The 21,321-nt window shown below is 51.5% G+C and carries 11 protein-coding genes and 1 tRNA gene; 4 read left to right on the top strand and 8 right to left on the bottom strand.

The genetic code is table 11. The features are described from left to right. Positions 1–64: 64 nt before the first annotated feature. The 3 genes from cphA to rpsA form a co-directional block, all read right to left on the bottom strand. On the bottom strand, positions 65–2,698 hold the full coding sequence (gene cphA / locus SD425_RS06295) for a cyanophycin synthetase (RefSeq protein WP_324676556.1): 2,634 nt from the start codon (positions 2,696–2,698) through the stop codon (positions 65–67). A 206-nt stretch (positions 2,699–2,904) separates the two neighbouring features. Beyond that, positions 2,905–2,975, bottom strand: a tRNA-Cys gene (locus SD425_RS06290). 188 nt (positions 2,976–3,163) lie between these two features. Then, positions 3,164–5,248, bottom strand: coding sequence for a 30S ribosomal protein S1 (rpsA, locus tag SD425_RS06285; protein WP_324676554.1), 2,085 nt, complete (start codon positions 5,246–5,248; stop codon positions 3,164–3,166). A gap of 881 nt (positions 5,249–6,129) precedes the next feature. Here rpsA and SD425_RS06280 point away from each other — a divergent pair. Both SD425_RS06280 and SD425_RS06275 read left to right on the top strand, forming a co-directional pair. Continuing rightward, entirely contained in the window at positions 6,130–9,360 is a 3,231-nt protein-coding gene (locus SD425_RS06280) for a TonB-dependent receptor (RefSeq protein ID WP_324676552.1), read from the top strand. Between the two features lie 64 nt (positions 9,361–9,424). Further along, positions 9,425–10,852 (top strand): RagB/SusD family nutrient uptake outer membrane protein, encoded by a 1,428-nt coding sequence (locus tag SD425_RS06275; RefSeq protein ID WP_324676550.1) that lies wholly within the window; start codon positions 9,425–9,427, stop codon positions 10,850–10,852. 74 nt (positions 10,853–10,926) lie between these two features. Here the strand turns inward: SD425_RS06275 and SD425_RS06270 are convergent, their stop codons facing one another. After that, complete coding sequence (locus tag SD425_RS06270; protein WP_324676548.1) at positions 10,927–11,991, bottom strand: acyl-CoA desaturase; 1,065 nt, start codon at positions 11,989–11,991, stop codon at positions 10,927–10,929. Between the two features lie 361 nt (positions 11,992–12,352). Here SD425_RS06270 and SD425_RS06265 point away from each other — a divergent pair, with 361 nt between their 5' ends. Beyond that, entirely contained in the window at positions 12,353–13,222 is an 870-nt protein-coding gene (locus SD425_RS06265) for an alpha/beta hydrolase (protein ID WP_324676546.1), read from the top strand. Between the two features lie 52 nt (positions 13,223–13,274). On the opposite strand, the gene SD425_RS06260 is transcribed toward SD425_RS06265, so the two are convergent. From SD425_RS06260 to tsaD, 4 genes are all read right to left on the bottom strand, one after another. Continuing rightward, the gene (locus SD425_RS06260) at positions 13,275–13,769 is read right to left on the bottom strand and encodes an HNH endonuclease (protein ID WP_324676544.1); all 495 of its coding nucleotides are present in this window, start codon (positions 13,767–13,769) and stop codon (positions 13,275–13,277) included. An 86-nt stretch (positions 13,770–13,855) separates the two neighbouring features. After that, positions 13,856–14,659, bottom strand: a complete 804-nt coding sequence (locus SD425_RS06255) for a C40 family peptidase (protein WP_324676542.1) — start codon at positions 14,657–14,659, stop codon at positions 13,856–13,858. 114 nt (positions 14,660–14,773) lie between these two features. Continuing rightward, positions 14,774–15,241 carry an SsrA-binding protein SmpB gene (gene smpB, locus SD425_RS06250; RefSeq protein WP_324676540.1) on the bottom strand — a complete coding sequence of 156 codons (468 nt, stop codon included), beginning with the start codon at positions 15,239–15,241 and terminating at the stop codon, positions 14,774–14,776. A gap of 117 nt (positions 15,242–15,358) precedes the next feature. Further along, positions 15,359–16,369, bottom strand: a complete 1,011-nt coding sequence (gene tsaD, locus SD425_RS06245; protein ID WP_324676538.1) for a tRNA (adenosine(37)-N6)-threonylcarbamoyltransferase complex transferase subunit TsaD — start codon at positions 16,367–16,369, stop codon at positions 15,359–15,361. A gap of 286 nt (positions 16,370–16,655) precedes the next feature. Here tsaD and SD425_RS06240 point away from each other — a divergent pair, with 286 nt between their 5' ends. After that, positions 16,656–21,239: a translocation/assembly module TamB domain-containing protein gene (locus SD425_RS06240; protein ID WP_324676536.1), complete on the top strand. Its 4,584-nt coding sequence runs from the start codon at positions 16,656–16,658 to the stop codon at positions 21,237–21,239. The last annotated feature ends 82 nt before the right edge of the window (positions 21,240–21,321 follow it).

Here is a 21,321-nt window from a genome sequence, read left to right as displayed (position 1 = left end):
CTGCTACAAAAGAAAACCCCTAGCTCTTGTAGCTAGGGGTTTTCTTTTGTAGCAGTTCTACTGGTTAAACGGCTAAAGAGGCTTCGTATGCCTCTAGCTTTTTCGTAGTGCCACTGATATTCTCCGTGAGCAAAACGATAACTGCACCTTCCGGAGCCGTTGCTAACACGTGGTCAATGGCCTCCATCTCATCTTCGATGTAGGTGATGGGCAAGTCTGCCTTGTCGAGGCGCAAGCCTTGAGTCATCAGTTCGCGTAATTCTTCCTTGGTTTTACCGCGCAGATCTCGATCCTGACGCAAGATTATTTCATCGAACGTGCCACCTGCCACCCGGGCAAAACTTAGGGTATCCTCATCGCGCCGGTCGCCCAACCCCGATACCACCCCAATTTTGCGAGTGGCGGGAGTGTTGTTTAAGAATTCCGCAAACTTCTCAATACCGGCTGTATTGTGAGCGTAGTCGACGATAACTTCGAATTTCGGGAACCGATACAGGTTCATGCGCCCCGGCGTTTTGGTAGCCGAGGGAACAAACGTGCGTAAGGCCGTCTTGATTTCATCTTTATCGAACCCAGCTAGGTAGGTAGCTAGCGCTGCCGCCAACGAATTTTCAATGTTGAAGCCCGCTCTACCGCCGAAGGTCACCGGAAACTCCGCTGCTCTATCGATGCGCAGCTTGTAGCTGTTCTTGTAGATGGTGACATAGCCTTCCTCGTAGACCGCAGCCACCCCACCTTGCTCCACATGCTCGCGGATACGAGGGTTGTTCTCGTCCATGCTGAAGAAAGCAACCCGGCACTCTAGCCCTTTAGCCATGCCGTACACGAGGTCATCATCAGCGTTCAGTACGGCCCAACCGTTCTTCTGCACCGTGCGTGGTACGACGGCTTTCACCTCTGCCATTTCTTCCAGCGTGTGAATGTCCCGCAGACCTAGGTGGTCGGCTGCTACGTTAGTTACGACGGCAATATCGCAAGTATGGAAACCTAGCCCCGAACGCAACATACCGCCACGCGCCGTTTCCAGCACCGCATAGTTAACGGTAGGGTCTTTCAGCACGAACTCCGCACTTTGCCCGCCCGTACAGTCGCCTTTTTGTAGTTGCTTGTTTTGGATGTAGATGCCATCTGTGGTGGTGAAGCCGACCTTGTATCCTTTCGCCGCCACTATGTGCGCAATGAGGCGAGTCGTCGTGGTCTTGCCATTGGTACCTGAAATAGCAACAATAGGGATGCGCGCCGTAGAACCAGGCGGAAACAACATATCTACTACCGGCGCAGCTACGTTGCGTGGCAGACCATCCGTTGGGGAGATGTGCATCCGGAAGCCAGGCGCGGCATTTACTTCGATGACAGCACCATTTGTTTCGTTCAAGGGAATGGCAATGTCGCTCGTCAGCAAATCGATGCCACATATGTCTAGTCCAATGATGCCCGCTACGCGTTCGGCCAGCAACACATTGTACGGGTCGACTAAATCGGTTACATCTGTAGCAGTACCCCCGGTGCTAATATTGGCGGTGCTCTTCAGATACACCGTTCGGCCGGCTGGCAGTACTGATTCTAAAGTCAGGTCTTGCCCCTGCAGCAGGCCTATCGTATGCTGGTCCGCTTTGATTTGGGTAAGCACCTTTTCGTGCCCGATACCTCGCCGGGGATCAGTATTTACTTGGTCAATCAGCTGCTGAATCGTGCTTGTACCATCCCCCGTAACGGCGGCCGGTGTCCGTTTTGCAGCCGCAATGAGTTTTCCATTCACTACCAACAAGCGGTAATCATCGCCCTCCACGTACTTCTCCACGATAACGGCACGCGAGTATTTCTGCGCCGCCTCCAAACCAACCAAGGCGTCGTCCCAAGTTTTGATTTTTATTGTCGCGCCCTTGCCATGATTGCCGTCCAGCGGCTTTGTCACGATAGGGTATCCTAGCTCCTCAACGGCATCCTGCAAGCCCGCTGGCGAATACACAGTGGTGCCACGCGGTACGGGCACGCCCGCATCGTGCAACATGGCCTTCGTTCTGTTCTTGTTACCAGCAATTTCGACGGCGAAGTAACTTGTCTTAGAAGACGTAGTAGCTTGTATACGCTTCTGATTGCACCCGTACCCCAACTGAATGATGGAGGTATTTTTGAGTTGGATGTACGGTATATTACGAGAAGCAGCCTCTGCTACAATGCTCCAGGTGCTGGGCCCAAAGAACTCATCCTCCCGAATTTCGTGCAGTTCATCAATAATCGGTTGCAGATCTACTTCCTGCTCTCGGCATAGTGCTTCTACAATCTGCACAGCGGCTTCAGCTGCGGCACGCCCTGCACGCTCCTCTTGATACGCGAAGACCACAAACTCCACTCCTTCTTCTCGGGCCGAATACGATTTACCCCAATATACCGGCATACCCGCCATGCGCTGAAGCTCTAAGGCAACATGCTGAATGAGGTGACCTAGCGGCTCCCCGTCAGCAATATGCTCGCGCGTAAGCGGTGGATATTTGGCGAAGTACTTTTTTGCTTCAGCTCCCGCTTGGAGTTGGCCTATAGCCGGAAAGAGCTGCATGATCCTAGCATCGAGGCCCGGCACGGCATCCGACCACCTATTGGCAAAATCCTCCAAGTCTACCTTCATTACAATCAGCTTGTAATGCTTCACCGACCAGTAACTTGGGCCGCGCATAGTACGCAGGTCAATAATCTTCATAAAAGTGCTTGGGAAAGGAAGAAAGCGTAATTCAGCCTGCTTGTACGATTTTCTTAAATGTAAGGATTATGTTTTGCCAGCCGCAAATACATTTATCCCTTACTGCAACAGCACTTGCGTACAAAGTACAGGGGCCTAAAAAGCAAAAACCCCGGTTGGGGCTAATCAACCGGGGCACTGAGCTACTGAAAACAGGAATTAAAAAGAGGTGACGAGCGGATTCGAACCGCTGTAGGAGGTTTTGCAGACCTCTACCTAGCCACTCGGTCACGTCACCAGAATGAGGACGCAAACTTACAGGTTTAGTTGGCTTTCGCCAAACCTAGGCCTGTTTTTTCATTAGCCACACTCCTAAGCTGCTGTTGCTCTGAAGGAAGTAGATTATAAAAACTAATTCCTCTTGAATAAAAAAGGCCCCGGAAGAACCGGGGCCTCTCTTTTACTCTAAATCAGATTCCGAACTGCCTAGGCTTGCTCGTCTTCTTTTTTAGTCTCGTCCGTGTCGAGCAGGTGCTTAGCACGGTCTACTACGTCGCCAGCTACTTCTTTAGCCTTCTCGAAAGCAGCAGTGTGCGTGGCAGCATCTACCGCGTCGGTAGCTACTTCCTTCGCTTTCTCGAAAGCAGCCGTTGCAGCGCTCGCTACGCTGGCCAGAATACCACCTTCAGCTGCGGGAGCTGGCGTAGCTTTCTTTTCAACTTGAGCTTGCAGCTTCTGCTCACCAGCTTGGCGCTCGTCACCCATCATCCGGTCACGCAGGGCGCTCAGAGCGTCGAGGTCACCAAGGGTCGATTTCTCGGCTGGAGCAGGCTTCTTTGGATCATTCTGCTTGTTGTCGTTTTGGGCGGCACCAGCAGGCTGACCAGCAGCAGGCTTCTTCTTCGCGAACTTCGAAGAACGGTCGTCTTCCTGTTGTGCCTGCTGACCAAAGGAGGCCGAGTGCGACAACACGATGCGACGATCATCTTTCGAGAATTCTACTACGCGGAAGTCCAGCGTTTCGCCGTTCTCAGCGTTCGAGCCATCCTCCTTCACCAACGACTTCGGATAAGCAAAGCCTTCGATGCCGTAAGGCAACTCTAGCACAGCACCACGGTCGTTTTTCTCGGTGATGGTAGCGCGGTGTACCGAACCAGGCGTGAACACCGTCTGGAACGTATCCCATGGGTTTTCTTCCAGCTGCTTGTGGCCTAGGGCCAAGCGACGGTTAGCAACGTCCAGTTCCAACACTAGCACGTCTAGACGATCACCCACCTTCACCATTTCGGAGGGGTGCTTGATCTTCTTGGTCCATGACAAGTCCGAAACGTGCACAAGGCCGTCTACACCTTCTTCCAATTCTACAAATAGGCCGAAGTTGGTCAGGTTACGCACCAGACCGTTGTGCTTGGTGCCTACTGCGTACTTCGTAGCGAAGTCGCCGCGGGTCCAAGGATCTTCGGTCAGTTGCTTGATACCTAGGCTCATCTTGCGGTCTTCACGGTCGAGCGTCAGGATCTGCGCTTCTACCGTGTCACCTTGCTTGATGAAGTCTTGTGGGTTACGCAGGTGCTGGCTCCAGCTCATTTCCGAAACGTGGATGAGGCCTTCCACGCCAGGAATGATTTCCATGAATGCGCCATAATCGGCTACGTTCACGATGCGGCCTTTCACCTTCGAGCCTACGCCCATGTCGGCGGGCAACGAATCCCATGGGTGCGGGGTCAGCTGCTTCAGACCTAGGCTGATACGCTTCTTTGCTTCGTCGAAGTCTAGAACTACTACGTTCAACTTCTGGTCGAGCTGCAACACTTCACTCGGGTGCGCAATGCGGCCCCACGAGATGTCAGTGATGTGCAACAGACCGTCGACGCCACCTAGGTCGATGAACACGCCGAAGTTCGTCATGTTCTTGATAACGCCTTCGAGGATCTGGCCTTTCTCCAGGTTGTTGAGGATAGCTTCGCGCTGCTTCTCGAGGTCTTTCTCGATCAGGACTTTGTGCGAAACAACCACGTTGTCGAAAGCAGCATTGATTTTCACCACTTTCACTTCCATCCGACGACCTACATAGATGTCGAAGTCACGGATTGGCTTCACGTCAATTTGCGAGCCGGGCAAGAAGGCTTCTACGCCATCTAGCTCCATGATGAGGCCACCTTTTGTGCGACGCTTTACTACACCTTCTAATACGGTGTCGTTTTCCAAAGCATCGTAAATAGCCTTCCAAGCCTGCTTGATCTTCGCCTTCTTGCGCGACAGGATCAATTGGCCGTTCAGGTCTTCCTGATCTTCAATGAATACCTCTACCTGGTCACCAACCTTCAGATCGGGTAGGTCACGGAATTCAGACAGGGGCACGAGGCCGTCGGACTTGAAGCCGATGTTTAGGATAACGTCGCGGTCAGTGATGCCCACTACAGTACCCTTCACAACTTCTTCTTCCTGGACGGTTGTCAGCGTGTCGCCGTACATCTGCTCCATGCGGGCGCGCTCCTCGGGGCTGTAGTTGCCACCGAAACCACTCGCTCCGACGTTGTCCCAGTCAAAGTTATCTACTACTTCTGCCATGTTGTATTTAGCCCTGGCTATACACGCTCCAACCTAGGGCTACTATTTGGTGCGCGTTTTTGGTAACTACCTGAAGCTCAGCCTCAGACCCTGCCACCTTGGCGGGGGCGCAAAGATACTAAAATTGGTCGAAGAAAAACAGCAAGCACGCTCAGGATTGTTAGCAACTAGCTGATCATTTTAGGTAGTAATACCCTCATATAGTTCAGCACCATTAAAGGCTTGATTTCAGGTCATCTGTGCTGCACTTACCAAAACGATGACTCTATTTGCTCTGGCGAGTTACTCTTTGTTTATATAGCTCTCAATAGTGCGCCATACACAGCCTAGTAGGTAGAACTTACTTTAAGCATCTTCAATGACGCTTTCAGTACGAAAGATTGCCAGCTATACTAATGCGGAATTGAGCTGAAACGGGAATTGGTGGCTACTACTCAGTTATTAACCTAATATCTAGCCTACTAGTGAACGAAGCACAAGCATCTCAGCAACCTAGTTATTGATATAGTTCAATTTCAGTGTAACTAAGTACGTTTATATGAGTCTCAAACTAGCAACTGAAGACACCGCTAATTGAACTAAGCTCACCATTATTTGGCCTATTCTAATAAGCTTTATTTTTCGCAGCAATTGTTTCTGTTTTTAGGCTCTTATACGACTATACACCTTGTAAAATAGTGTCTTTATCGAGTATTAACACCTATTTACCAGTTTCCACCCTTAATTTATAATACTACGAATGTCAATTGCTAACTGATGATTATCATCATTGAAGGAGACATTCCATTGAAAAAATGTTTATACATGTTTGTTATACTTGAACAGATGTACTTTATTCGTTATATTCTTTGAATATTTTTCAATCAACCAAATTCTAACAGATGAGGAAAATTCTACTGCTCTGCCTGTTTACAATCCTTGCACTGGCGGGCCATGAATTAAGAGCTCAGGGACGCGCTGTTTCTGGGAAGGTAACAGGCCCTGACGGAGGAGGCTTACCCGGTGTTACGGTGGTAGTAAAAGGCACTTCTGTTGGCGCTTCCACTAATGCGGAAGGAGTCTACTCTCTAGAGGTACCTGCTTCGGCTACAAGCTTGGTTTACTCATCCATCGGATACGAGTCTAAGACAGTTACTATTGGCAATGAGTCTACGATCAATGTTGCACTGGCCGCCAGCACAACAGGATTGGATGAAGTTGTGGTAGTTGGTTATGGCGCTACTGTATCACGACGTGAACTAACAGGCACGATTTCTACAGTCAGTGGAGCAGATATTGCTCAAAAGCCTGTGCAGAGCTTTGAGCAAGCTTTACAAGGTCGGGCGCCAGGCGTCAACATCACGACTCCAAATGGCGTGCTAAACAATCCTCCAGTCGTTCGCATTCGCGGGGTGAACTCTGTTAGCCTAAGCTCCTCGCCTTTGTACGTCATTGATGGTATTCCAGCTTACAGCGGCGACAACTCTGCTACTAATGCCCCAAACAATCCACTTAGCAACGTCAACCCCAATGACATTGAAAGTATTGAAGTACTGAAGGATGCTGCTTCAGCTGCTATCTACGGCTCTCGTGCATCTAACGGGGTTATTCTGGTTACTACTAAGAAAGGTAAAAAAGGCCAGAGTCGCGTTACATTGGATTCTTGGGCAGGTTGGACAAAACCCGTGCGCCTTTATAATCTTTTGGGCGCACAGGATTACATGAACATCAAGAACGAAGCTGTTCGTAACCTAAACGAAAATCGTCGGGCTGTTACTCCTACTGGCACCACCTTCGTTCCTAACATAGAAGGCTTTCTACCCTCTTACAATCCTGACGGCAGCTTAGTAGATACCCGTTGGTATGACTATATCTATCGGACAGGCTTCTCTACATCCAACAACGTAAGCTTCTCTGGTGGCACTGAGAAAACTAACTTCTATGCGTCTGTAGGCTATACCAACCAGAAGGGTATGCTGGAGAACAACCAATTTAAGCGGGCATCAGCACGCCTGAATGTTGATCATAAGGTTTATAAGAACTTCACAATAGGTACCCGTGTAGCTTACTCTAACAACTACAACTCCGCTCCAAACTCTGGCTCGCTAAGCGGTTCAGCTTTCGGCATTGCCGGATTAGGTCGCGCGCCACTAGTGTTGCCGCCTAACATTGCGGCCTACAACGCTGATGGTACTCCTAACATCAGTGGTGCCTATGTCGGCTCGGGTGCTAACATCAATCCTACCCCTCCAACAACAGCTTTAGGACCTACTTACTATAACCCAGTAGTTGATCTGATGTACAACACGTACACATCGGAAAGCAACGAGATTCAAGGTAGTGTTTACGCCAACTGGGAAATCCTAAGGGGGTTGAATATCCGTACGAGCTTCGGTATCAATAATGTTGGTTTTGAGGATAAATCCTTTCAAACGGCTCTTGGTGGTGACGGCTTTGGTACAGGTGGCTCAGCAACCAACTATTACCGCACCAACAAACGTTGGAACTGGCAAAACACGGCGCAATACGACCGCACTATTGCTGAGAATCACAACATTTCACTCTTGGTTGGCGGTGAGCAGCAACGTACCGAAATCCAGCGTTGGGGTGCTAACCGTACTCAAGCAGCTGATAACCTGTTCGACTCCTACCAAGGTAACTTTACCAATATTGCAGTAGCAGGCAATTTGCAAAGTGATAACTATCTAGTATCCTATTTCGGGCGTTTAACCTACGACTTTGCTAAAAAGTATCTGGTTTCCTTCAACGCTCGGCGTGATGGCTACTCTGCTTTTGCCAAGAAATGGGGTAATTTCTACGGAGTTGGAGCTGGCTACATCATTTCGGAAGAGAATTTTTGGAAAAACTCTTCTGTGTTGACTCCTATTAGCTTCCTGAAGTTCACTGGCAGCTATGGCGAAGTAGGTAACATTCAAGGCGTTGAAGACTATGGTTTTTTACGCTCTTATTCATCAGGCCTCTATGCTAGTGCTGCTACGCTAACATTTAACGGCGCTGGCAACCCAGACCTAACCTGGGAGAGCAGCAAAAAAACTGATGTTGGTTTGTCCTTTGGTTTGCTGCAGGACCGAATTCAGGGTGATTTCTCCTACTACCGCACTACCATTGACGACCTCATCCTGAACGTGCCGTTGGCACCTTCGCGGGGGGTCCCTTTCCCAGGTGTAACCAATGCTAACTACATTCAGGCTAACGTAGGTTCGATGCGCAATTCGGGTGTTGAGTTCAACCTTCGCTACAATGCAATTCAGAAAAAAAGCTTCACTTGGACAGTAAGCGGCAACGTAACTACGCTGAAGAATAAGGTACTAGTATTAGCTACAGAAGGCCAACGTCTTGGTACTGCTACTTCAGGCTCCGAAACCGTTAACTACACAGTGGCAGGCAGACCAATAGGCTCCATCTTAGCTGTAACTTCTCTGGGAGTAAATCCGGAGAATGGACAACGGATGATTGCTAAAAAAGTAGTGGGTGCTGATGGCAGCACTACGATTGTCCCCGTACAGTACAGCCACTTAGGCACGGGGTGGACAACCTTAGATGGAAAGAGCACTACCGCTCCTACGCAACTAGCAGATGGCGAGTACTACAATGTACTGCCTAAATGGTATGGTGGCTTCGATAACACCTTTACTTACAAGAATTTCGACCTAGGTATCTTCATCCAGTACTCGGGTGGCAACTACATCTACAACGGCACCAAAGCTGGTTTGCACGACCAACGCTACTGGAACAACGATGTGGACATTCTAGACCGTTGGACTCCAGAACACACTAATGCTAAATGGCCTCGTGTGGTATATGGCGACAACGTTTCTAATGGTTCGGCCTTGGTTATGTCGTCGAATGTAGAAAAGGGTGATTTTGTTCGTTTGCGCAACGTGGCCCTCGGCTATACGCTGGCCTCGCCAGTCACAAAACGGCTAGGTATTGCCAGCGCTCGACTGTACGTGCAGGTTCAGAACGCCGCTTTGTTGACCAAATACAAAGGCATCGACCCGGAGATTTCGTCGAATGCGAGCGGTGCTAGCAGTAACACCGGAGCAGGCGTAGACCGCAACTCGGTTGGACAAGCCAGAACGTTCACAGCTGGGTTCAATATTGGTTTCTAAAAGCAGCTTTCTAATGAAAATAGCGATAAAAAACAAGGTTACAGTAGCAGTGTGTTCAGCGCTCTTGACCATAGGAGCCGTTTCCTGTCAGACCGATTTACTGGATCCACAACCAACCACTATTTTTTCTAATCTGGTTGTATTTGACACACCTACCCGGATTAGTCTACAAGTCAATGGCCTATATGCCGCCATTAAGAATGGTAACTTTTATGGTGGTCGTTACCAAGTATATGGGGACGTTCGGGCAGATGACTTTATCAACCGCACCTCTAATGCCATCACGGCTCTTCAGGTTTGGAACCACACGCTAACTGAAACGTCGCAAAATGACGTTATCAACACGTGGGAGTATGCCTACAACGCCATCAACCAGATCAACGTGTTTTTGGATGGAATGGACGCTAATTCGGCTAAATTCGTAGCTCCTACCTTCCCAGCAGATTACGCTACCACGACGGCCAATCAATACAAGGCAGAAGCTAGGTTTCTACGAGCGTTGAGCTACTACGCATTGCTCCAGTTGTACGCCAAGCCTTACGCGGATAATAACGGGAACAATCCTGGACTACCCCTACGCTTGAAAGCGGAAGCTTCATTACCTGGTAACGACTTAGCACGGAGCACAGTAGCCGAAGTGTATACACAGATTCTGGAAGATCTAAAATATGCCGAGGATAACCTTCCCCTTACTTACCCGACTAGCATAGCCCCAAGTACCAGAGCACACCGCAATACAGCTATTGCGCTAAAAACGCGAGTGTATCTATCAATGGGCCGTTATCAGGATGTTATCACGGAAGCTGACAAGATTGTGTCAAAAACAGCACCTTTCACGGCTACGACGGGCGTTCCTCACGCGCTGAGTGCTTCTGTAACCAACGTGTTTCCTGCGCAGACAACTACTGAAAGCATCTTGAGCTTTCCTTTCACGGCGCAAAATACACCTGGTACGCAGAACCAGCTAGGCAACTACTTCCTACCTAACTTACCACAATCAGCAGGTGGCACTGGAGAGTTCTATCTAAATGCTAGCGGCATACTGGCTAATCCAGGTTGGGCAGCTAACGACTCTCGACGGGTCAATTGGGTTACTGTGTACAATGGAGCTTCTTATCTCAAGAAATACTCCAGCCCTACTCCATTCTTGGATCCAGCACCTGTTATCCGCTATGCAGAGGTATTGTTGAATCTAGCCGAAGCTCGCTCCCGTGTAATTGGTGTGAGCGACCCGCAGGCCGTAGCTCTGCTGAACGCCGTGCGTACGCGTTCTAATGGGACTGCTTACACACAAGCAACAGTAGACAATATTTTGCTGGAGAGACGCATAGAGTTTCTAGGTGAAGGCATCCGCAACTTTGACATCATGCGTCTCAATGCTACCATTCCGGGTAAAGGAACAGTTAGTGCTGTGCCTCCAGGTAGCCCTAAATATGTATGGCCAATTCCATCTACTGAAATAGCTACTAACAGGCTGATAGTGCAGAACTAGCGATTGTATTTTGTATGAACTAAAAAAGGCTTCCTCATTCGTGAGGAAGCCTTTTTAATGTGTTATTAGCAACGCTATTTCCGTCCCATCTCACGCAAATAAGCTACATGCGAGGCTACAGCATAGCGCATCTTGGGATACTCGTTATATTCAACGCCAAACTCAGCGCAAGCCTGTTTGATGATTTTATTCAGCGCCGGATAGTGCACATGCGAAATCGTTGGGAACAGGTGGTGCTCAACCTGGAAATTCAGACCACCTACCAGCCAACTAATTACCTTGTTGTCAGTAGCGAAGTTGGCGGTGGTCCGGATCTGGTGAATGGCCCACTCGTCTTCGAGCTTGTGCGTAATTTCGTCAGGCATTGGGAAAGCGGTGTGCTCAACAGTATGGGCCAGCTGAAACACAATGCTGAGCGTGAAGCCTGCCACGGCCATAAACACCAGGAACCCCACTAACCAGCTCACAAAGCCAACCATGTATATGGGAAGTGCTACAAAGAGACCTAGGTGCAGCGCTTTAAAACCCCAGAAAACTGACTCATCAGCGGCGGTCATCTTCTTAATCGGCATGGCGCCAATCTTGCCCTTGAAGTACTTCTGATAATCCATGAAGAAGATCCAGGCGATGAAGAGCAGGGCGTAGAAAAACCAGAAATAGAGGTGCTGAAAGCGGTGCAGCTTATAACGAGGCTGCGTGCTGCTCAGGCGCAACCAAGGCTGCGCATCAATATCATCGTCGACCCCATCCACGTTGGTGTACATGTGGTGAATGAGGTTGTGCTTCATGTTCCACATGAAGCTGTTGCCGCCCATTACGTTCAAAGTAAAGGCCGCAAACTGATTGATCCACCTTGATTTGCTGAAGCTGCCGTGCGCGCCATCGTGCATCACATTGAAGCCGATAGCCGCGCCGATAAAACCTAGCAACGCACACTCAGCAATTGCCAACCATGTAGGAGGCGTCAGAAAAACCAGATGTACATAAAGGGCCGCGAAAGCAGTAGTGAGGAGAATGGCTTTAATAAACAAGCTAGTATCTCCTGTTGTGGACTTACCCGCCTCGGCGAAGTAATTGTTGATTCTGGCTTTCAGCTCCGTGTGGAAGGAGCGCGAAGCCGCAAATTTAGGAATTGACATCAGGGTGTGTTACGTGAACTACCAGCAAAGGTAGGCCTCAACTCAACCCTTGTGGCTCAGCTTTGATTCAGTTAAGAAAAATTCCTACTCAAGACGTGCTTCATAAACTAGCACCAGAAGCTTCTTAGGCCACTTAACTTGCTCAGTTGCTGCTAGTCGATTAATGGTGTGTATAATTTTGGCAGCAATCAAAAGCTCATCCGGTATTTTTCCGAGTTCACCGATTTAAGTATAAGGTTTAGCAGAACGACGACTCCTAGGATACGCTCCAACGCTACTAGGTGAGACAACTCAACAGTTGAAAAGTAGTATGCAGCAAAGACACAGCATACGCTGCTCTCTCATCCCTCATACACCTACCATGAACTTTATCAAAGCTGGCACCGACTCCCAGGGCCACTCCATCGAGCTATTCTACCAAGACCTAGGTCAAGGCAATCCAGTAGTACTTATCCATGGTTGGCCGCTCGATAGTCAATCGTGGGAGCATCAACTATTAGAACTTCCCCAGCAGGGACTGCGCGTTATTGCTTACGACCGTCGTGGGTTTGGCAAATCCTCGAAGCCGTGGGATGGGTACGATTACGATACATTCGCCGACGACCTGAAAGCCGTGCTCGATGAGCTAGACCTTCAGAACGTGACCTTAGTAGGCTTCTCGATGGGTGGTGGCGAAATTGCACGCTACATGAGCCGCCACAACGGCGCACGGGTAGCAAAGGTAGCCTTCGTGAGCGCCGTAACGCCTTTCATGCTGAAGACTGACGACAACCCCAGCGGCGTCGATAAATCGACCTTCGATGAAATGATCGAAGGCGTAAAGAAAGACCGCGCTGAGTTCCTTGCTGACTTTGGCAAAAAGTTCTTTGGCGTAGGCTTGCTCGATCATTCGGTAAGCCAAGCTACCCTCGACTGGACGCAGAGCATTGCCCTGCAAGCCACACCCAAAGCAACCGTAGATTGCATCTACGCTTTTGCTTCCACGGATTTCCGCCAAGACCTAGCTTCCGTGAAGGTGCCAGCTCTCATCATTCATGGCACGAGCGACAAGATTGTGCCCATCGAAACGGGGGGCGAGCAAACGGCGCAACTCCTGCCCCAAGCCCAGTACCTCGAATACGACGGTGCGCCGCACGGTCTGAACGTGACAGAGAAGGACCGCCTGAATCAGGATCTGCTCGCTTTCATTGGGCAACCTGTGAACGTTACGACGGCTAGCTCCGCTTACTAATCAGTAGCCAGACTACCGGTTATAGAAAAAGCCACCCTGCGGGGTGGCTTTTTTAGTTTAGATAGTCATGCCAATTTTGGTCGATGGTGCCAGCACTAAGTTTAAGAAAACCGGACAACGTAGGTTTTTTAGGCTGCTGGCGAATGGTGAGGCCAGCTTCGTGCGGGGTTCGATGTCCCTTGGCGTGGTTGCAACGGGCGCAAGCCGTAAGCAAGTTCGTCCACGACGATTCGCCCCCGCGGGAACGGGGCAGCACGTGGTCCAACGTCAGATTTTTGGTGGAGCCGCAATATTGGCACTCAAAATGGTCGCGCTTCATAATGTTGTGGCGGCTCAGGGCAATGCCTTTGTAAGGCACCCGCACGTAGCGTTGCAACCGGATGATGCTAGGCTTAGGATACGCTTGGCTGATGGTGCGCAACGCCCCGTGCTCTGACTTCGCAATCATCTCGGCTTTGTCGAGAAAAAGCAGCACAAAAGCTTTCTGCACACTGCACAGCGTAATGGCAGTGTAGTCGCCATTCAAAACAAGAACTTTTTGGTCCATACGCTCGGTCAGGTAGAATCTGGTCTAGCGGAAAGCTAGGTGATTCTAAGCGTATTAACAATAGGCAATTCGTCTTAGTTTCGGTACTATTCCGGTAATACGCGTTTGATGAGGCGCAGCTTGTGTGTGTACTTCTGACGCTGCCGATTGTAAATACCGTTGTGGTCGAGTGGGTCAATGCGCACCTCGCCGCTGGCGTGCAGAATTTGCTGATCCTCGAGTAACATGCCCACGTGCACAATGGCGCCATCGGCATTGTCGAAGAAAGCTAGGTCGCCAGGCTGCGTTTGCGAAACGAAGTGCACGACACGGCCATGGTCGATCTGCTGACGAGCGTCGCGGGGGAGCTGGTAGCCAATTAAGCCATAAAGCTGCTGCATCAGCCCGGAGCAGTCGATTCCGAGCAGTGACTTCCCACCCCAGCGGTAAGGAGCTTTCAGGAAGAGTTGCCCCATCTTCAGCAACAAAGCCAGCCGCTTCTCAGGGTTACCATGTGGGCCGTGGCCATTTTGGGGGTTAGTAGCCGCACCGTTGTAGAAAAGCGGCTGCTCCCCTACCCGTAGCGTCATACCGTCGAAAAAAGGCAAGCGCGCTCCTAGGGTCACGGGAATGCGCACGGCAGCGTCGCTCACCATCTGTACCAAGTCGAGGCTGCGCGGATGATCTTGGGCCTGCCAAGCGGCGAAATAGCTAGGCGTGACGGGCTGGTGCTGATTGTAGAATATCCAGCCTACGTACTGATCGGCTGCCACCCGAATTTGGTACCAATTGCCTTGAGTGAGCAAAATACTGTAGCATTCACCGAAAGCTAGCTCCGTTACTTGCTCGGCCCGGTCGGTCGGCTCAGCACGTACTGGCACAGCGCTCAACGCGCAGATTCCGTGTTCCAAAAGAGTAAATAGGTAAATAAGTAACGGCGTAATTTCAAGGAAACCATCGAGTGGCTGAGTAGAGCCTAGGTCAGTTGAACAATAGTACTCAATTACTCAGCTACTCAGGCACGCTTAGTAGTCGCGGGCGCGGTCCATTTCGCGCTTCTGATCTTTAGCTTTGAGGTCTTCGCGCTTGTCGTAGAGCTTTTTGCCTTTGGCCAGGGCAATTTCCAATTTCGCAAAACCGCGGTCGTTGACGAACATACGCAGCGGCACAATCGTGAGACCTTGCTCCTGGTTCTTGCCAGCTAACTGCTTCAGCTCGCGCTTGGTGAGCAGCAGTTTTCGCTCACGCATGGGCTCGTGGTTGTTGTAGGTTCCTTCGGTGTACTTGGCAATGGTAAGATTGTGCACCCACAAACTACCATCAGTATGAAAGAGGCAGAAACCATCTTGCATGTTGACGTTGCCGTCCCGAATGCTTTTAATTTCAGTGCCTTGCAGCATGATGCCTGCATCGTATTTAGCCAAGAAAGCATACTCGTGGCTAGCCCGACGGTTGAGAATATTTACTTTTTTGGGAGCAGTATCTTTTGCCATTCTTCAGATTGAAGTGTTGAATGTTGAGTGGTAAAGGTTGAGTGTTGACTAGTTCCTGTCAGAATCCTTCGTCAGTAATCTCAACGCTCAATCTTTACTACTCAATGCTTCAGAAAGCTAGGTTAATTTCAAGCGTGGATCAGGGCTTACGAGTTGGCTGGCAAAATCGCCGGCTTCGTATTGAAAATGGCCCGTTATGGCCACCATAGCCGCATTATCGGTGCAAAATTCGAAGTCAGGGATAAACACCTGCCATCCTTTTTCCACTGCTAGGTCCTGTAAGGCAGCCCGCAGCCCCGAGTTGGCGGCGACGCCACCTGCTAGCGCTACCTGCGTGAGCCCCTGATCGGTGGCGGCCCGGGTCAGCTGGCGCAGTAGCGTTTGGATGATGGTGTGCTGAATGCTGGCGCAGAGGTCGGCTAGGTTGTTCTGGATGAACGCTGCGTCTTGGGCTGTCTGTTGGCGCAGAAAGTAAAGCACCGCTGTTTTGAGGCCGCTGAACGAGAAATCGTAGCCCGCCATGGCCCCTACCGGGAAAGGAAAGCGCAGCGGATTACCTGTGCGGGCTAGCTTATCGAGGTGCGGACCGCCGGGGTACGGCAGGCCGAGCAACTTCGCCGTTTTGTCGAAGGCCTCACCGGCGGCATCATCAATGGTTTGCCCAATGATTTCCATTTGCATGGGGCTGCGCACCACCACCAGTTGGGTATGGCCGCCACTTACCGTGAGGCACAGAAACGGAAAGCTAGGTTTAGGATCTTTGATAAAGTGGGCCAAAATGTGCGCCCGCATATGATTCACGGCGACCAGCGGCTTACCCAGCGCCAAGGCAAACGTTTTGGCAAACATGCCTCCCACTAGCAAGGAACCAAGCAACCCAGGGCCCTGGGTAAAAGCAACGGCATCAATTTCTTCTTTCGACACCTTCGCGCGGCGCATGGCTTCCTGCACCACCGGAATCAGGTGCTGTTGATGAGCACGCGAAGCTAACTCGGGCACTACGCCCCCGTACTGCTCGTGCACCTGTTGGGTAGCCACCACGTTAGCGCGGATTTCGCCCCCGACCATCACCGCGGCCGAGGTATCATCGCACGACGACTCGATTGCCAGAATAATTGGAGAAGACATTCGTTTGGTAAAAGCTATTAATTACTGGTTGTTAGCTGTCTGCCAGGTACTCCTTGCGTTCCTTTGTCGGTGAATACGCTGACAAAGCCTGCAAAGCCTAACGCGAACCACTGATTTACAACCTTATTTTTTTGCAAAGGTCGTAAACTAACCCCTGCTTTTGCTATCTGAACAATGCGGCCGCTAATTAAGGTTTAGGATACACGCAGGTTTGGCGCGGCCTAAACCGTTGTGGTTGCGTACAAGTCCGCATCTTTGTAACTATATTCCTGACTTTCTGCCGCCCGTGCCTCGTTTTATCTCCATCACGCTCCGAGTACTCTTCACCATGTTGGTGCTCGTGTTGCTTGCAATAGGTGGGGCGTTGTTGGCATTACGGATACCTAGCGTACAGACGAAAATAGCCCACGAAGCAGCGGCTATCCTGACCGACAAGCTGAAGCACCAAGTCATTGTGACACGGGTTGACATTCGGCCGTTTACGCGCGTGCTGCTGGAAGGTGTGCGCGTGCTCGACCGACGCGGCAACGAACTGTTTAACATCGGCCGCGCCGACGCCGATATCAAGCTCTTCTCCATCTTCGATCCTAGCCACTTGCACGTGGGCAAGCTGACGCTGGTGGAGCCCCGCTTCGACTTGGTGACGTACGCCAGTCAGCCCGACTCAACCAACTTAGATGAGTTTATTGGCGCCGTGAAGCGCTTGCTTGGGCCCGCCGACGCCACGAAGAAAGCTAGCAAGCCGTTCGACTTTCAGATCGAAGGCATCGGCCTGCGCAACGCCCGCTTTGTGCTCGATCGGCAGGACGAACCCAAAGCGCCTACCTACGGCAAAGCCATGGACTACGCGCACATGTACATCGATAGTGTGTACGCTGATGCTTCGCAGCTGTGGTTGAAGGGTGATACTATTCATGCCCTAGTCAATGGCTTGCGCGCCATTGATATTCCCTCGCAAACGCGCTTGCGTGAGCTAACGGCTGACATGACGTACGCGGGCAAATTTTGGGAGTTCAAGGGCCTGAACCTACGAGTACAGAACAGCCAGCTGCTCAACTATCTCCGCTTCGAGTACAAGCACTTTCTCAATTTCACGGACTTCAACGACTCGGTGCGCGTGGTGGCCAACCTAGGTCCATCGCGGATCTACTCCGACGACATTGCCAAGTTTGCGCCACAGGTAGAAGACTGGAACGAGACGGTACTGATTTCGGGCGAAGCCAAGGGCATTGTGAAGAATTTCACGACGAAAAACCTGGACGTGCGGTATGGCAAGAACACGCACGTGGTGGGCAACATCAACGTAGAAGGCTTGCCCAACTTGCAAGCTAGCTTCGTGCAGATGCAGCTACAACCCTCGGTAATCGACGGGCGCGATATTCGCCGCTACATTCCGGCGTCGGGGTGGCCTTACGTGCAACGCTTGGGGACGGTGCGTTTCCAAGGGCAATTCCTCGGTTTCTACAACGACTTCGTTGCTAATGGCAAGTTCAACACGGCGCTGGGCGACGTAAAGTCGGACGTGAACATCAAGTTCAAAACGGATCCGCGCTTCTCCACCTACGAAGGACAGGTAACCACCAAAGCGTTTCAGCTAGGCCGGCTCCTAGGTCAGGAAGATGTGATTCGCGACATCACCATGAACGGCCGGGTAGAAGGCGTGGGCTTCACGCCCGAAGGCGCGCGCCTTACGGCCAACGCCACGGTGCAGAGTATTTGGCTGAACGGCTACCGCTACCACAACGTGAGCACCAACGGCAAGTTTCGGCAGCAGGCGTTTGCGGGCAAGCTTTCCGTCAATGACCCTAGCTTGCAGGTAACCGCTGATGGCAGCGTTGACCTGAACAAGAAGCACCAAGCGTTTGACGTGCGCGCCCAGGTGCGCCGCGCCGATTTGCACGCCTTGGGGCTGGTGGATCAGCACGTCACGGTGGCTACTACCGCCGATTTGCACTTCACAGGATTACAACTCGACGAGCTGCTGGGCCGTGTTCAGCTGCGCAATTCTGAGTTAGGCTTCCAGGGCCGTACCGTGCCTATCGACACGTTCGACGTAGTTAGCCAGCGCACCGGCGACCAGCGCCAGCTTACGGTACGCTCAGAAGCTCTGAATCTAAACGCGGCGGGCAACTACCGGCTCACCAATGTCATCCGAGACGTACAAACGCTGATAACGGAGTACCAACTTAACTTCGAGAGCGATGACGCGGCTATAGCTAAGTATTACCGGCGGAAGCGCCAGCAAGCTATTTCGGAATATCAGATTGACCTCGACCTTGATCTGAAGCGCTTCAATCCGGTACTGCATCTGTTTATGCCGCAGCTCAGCATTTCCGATTTCACCCACATCGACGGCTCTTTCCGCAACGCTCCCACTTCCATCTTCTCACTGGGTGGGCACATTGAGAACATTCAATACGACAGCATTCGGGCCGTTAACAACGAGTTCGAATTCACCACCTCGAAGCTGCCCAACCAGCCCGAAGTGCTGGCACAAGCCAACATTACTTCTGAGCGGCAAGTGATTCCGGGCCTAGGCAACACGGAGCGCTTTTACGTGGAAGGCGTGTGGGACCAGGAGCGAATTAACTTCTCTACTTCCCTCGCTCAAACCGGTACTGCCAACAAAGCGAGCATCAACGGGGCGTTGTCGTTTTTGCCTAATGCCGTTCAGGTAGTGTTTCGTGAGTCAGGTTTAGACTTGCTAAATAAGCACTGGACTATCGCCCCCAACAACTCGGTGGTTATCTCGGGCAAGGGCAAAGAACTCGACATCAAAAACCTGACGATCAGCAACGGACCGCAAAGTGTGAGCGCCCAGGGCTTCATTTCGACCGATCCTGCCAAGCAGTTGCAGCTAACCGTGAAGGATTTTCAGCTAGCCACGCTCAGCGCCCTTACAACCCAAAACATCAAGGGTCGGGTAAACGCGAACGGCACCGTTAGCGGCATTTACAACACGCTCGAGATTAATAATACGCTGAGCGTTGATTCGCTGAAGTTTGATGATGTTCTCATTGGTAATGTGACGGGAAAGGGCGACTGGGATACACCTAACAACCGCCTGCTGGTAGACCTTGACGTGCTGCGGGATGCGCAGCGCGTGGTGCGCGTCACGGGTTTCTACGCGCCCGGCCTAGCTGCCCCGCTCGACCTGACGGCCATGCTCGACAACGCTCCTATCAAGCTAGCAGAGCCGTTGCTTCGCACGCTGTTCCGCGACATGAGCGGCACCGCCGTGGGCATGCTCCACCTGTACGGACCGCTCTCAGCCCCGAATTTGGTTGGGAATGTAGACGTCACAGCGGGCCGGCTCACGTTCAATTACCTAGGTACCACTTACACCTTCGCCGACCGCATCCGCTTCGCGGAAGATGGCATTGCTTTGCGCGATATTAAAGTGCGCGACGTGTTCGGCAACCTCGGTTCCGTGGATGGCAACATCTATTACAAAGGCTTCCAAGACATGCGGTTGGATTTGCGCGGCAGCTTCCGCAAGCTTCAGGTGCTCAACACGACCCGCCGCGATAATGACCTATACTTCGGGCAGGCATTTGCCACGGGCGACGCTACGGTGCGCGGGCCAGCTGACAACCTGTTTATCCGGGTGAATGCCAAAAGCGAAGCGGGTACGCGTCTGTCGTTGCCACTCGATAATGCCGCTAAGGCCCAGCAGGCTAGCTACATTCGTTTCGTTAACCATAATATTCACGACACCACAACCACGGTGAAGGTGCCCGTTGCGGCCGCCCAGAAAGTGGATCTGTCGGGTATTCGCCTGAACATGAACCTAGATGTCACGCCCGACGCCTACATGGAGATTCTGCTGGATGAAAGTACCGGTGACATCATCCGCGGAACTGCCGTAGGGCAGCTCAGGCTGAATATTGACACGCGCGGCGACTTCAACATGTTTGGCCAAGTGGAAATTGTGCGGGGCGCCTACAACTTTACGCTACAAGGCCTTGTGAACAAGGAATTTGTGGTGCGCCCTGGCGGCTTGATTACCTGGAACGGCGACCCGCTGGCCGGCGAGATGAACGTGACGGCAACTTATACCCAGCGTACGTCGCTGGCGCCGTTGTTTCAGGGTTCCACCAATGGTACGGGTACCAGCAACGGCGCCGTAGTGCCCGTAACGGCCGTAATGAACCTGACTGGGCCGCTCCTGCTCCCCACCATCAAACTAGGTCTGGAATTCAACGATGCGCCCTCTACATTGGAGGGCGACCTAGTAGCTTTTACTTCGGCTCTCCGCAACGATGAGCAGGAGCTTAACCGTCAAGTATTCAGCTTACTCGTATTTAAGCAGCTCTCGCCACAGGGACAGTTTACGCAGCTTTCCCTCCAAGGCCAAGACAACAAGCTTCAAAATAGCCTCGGCCAGATCGTCTCGTCGCAGCTAGGCTTGCTGACGTCGCAGATTGACGAAAACCTGGAAATCGACTTTAACATCAATGGCCTGACAGCGGAACAGCTGCAAGCGTTGCAAGTACGGTTGAGCTACAGCTTCATGAATGGGCGTCTGCGCGTAACACGGGAAGGTGGCTTCAGCTCCAGCTCTAATACTTCCGGCACCCTAGGCCCAACAACGAATACTTCGACACAAGCTAGCTTGCTCGGCGATTTGAGCCTAGAATACTACTTGCAGGCTGATGGCAAGTTTCGGGCAAAGCTGCGCTACGAAACTACGCCCCGTGACCTCGAAACGATCAACCAACCTCGCGCTGGCTTGAGCTTGCTGAATACGCAGCAATTCGATTCGTTTCAGGAGCTTTTTGCCCGCAAACGCTTACGCCGCCGCGAGGCTGCCCGTCGCCGGGCCCGTGAAGTCCTGAACATCGACGACGACCCTCGGACAATCATGTAATTAGTTATCACTTAACAGCTAACATTTATCAATCTTCACAATCAAGCAGTTACGATTTATTTCGTAGTTCGTAACTTAATAA

It is taken from the genome of Hymenobacter sp. GOD-10R, from assembly GCF_035609205.1.
Taxonomy (GTDB): Bacteria; Bacteroidota; Bacteroidia; order Cytophagales; family Hymenobacteraceae; genus Hymenobacter.
This window is presented reverse-complemented; position numbering and strand designations above follow the sequence as displayed.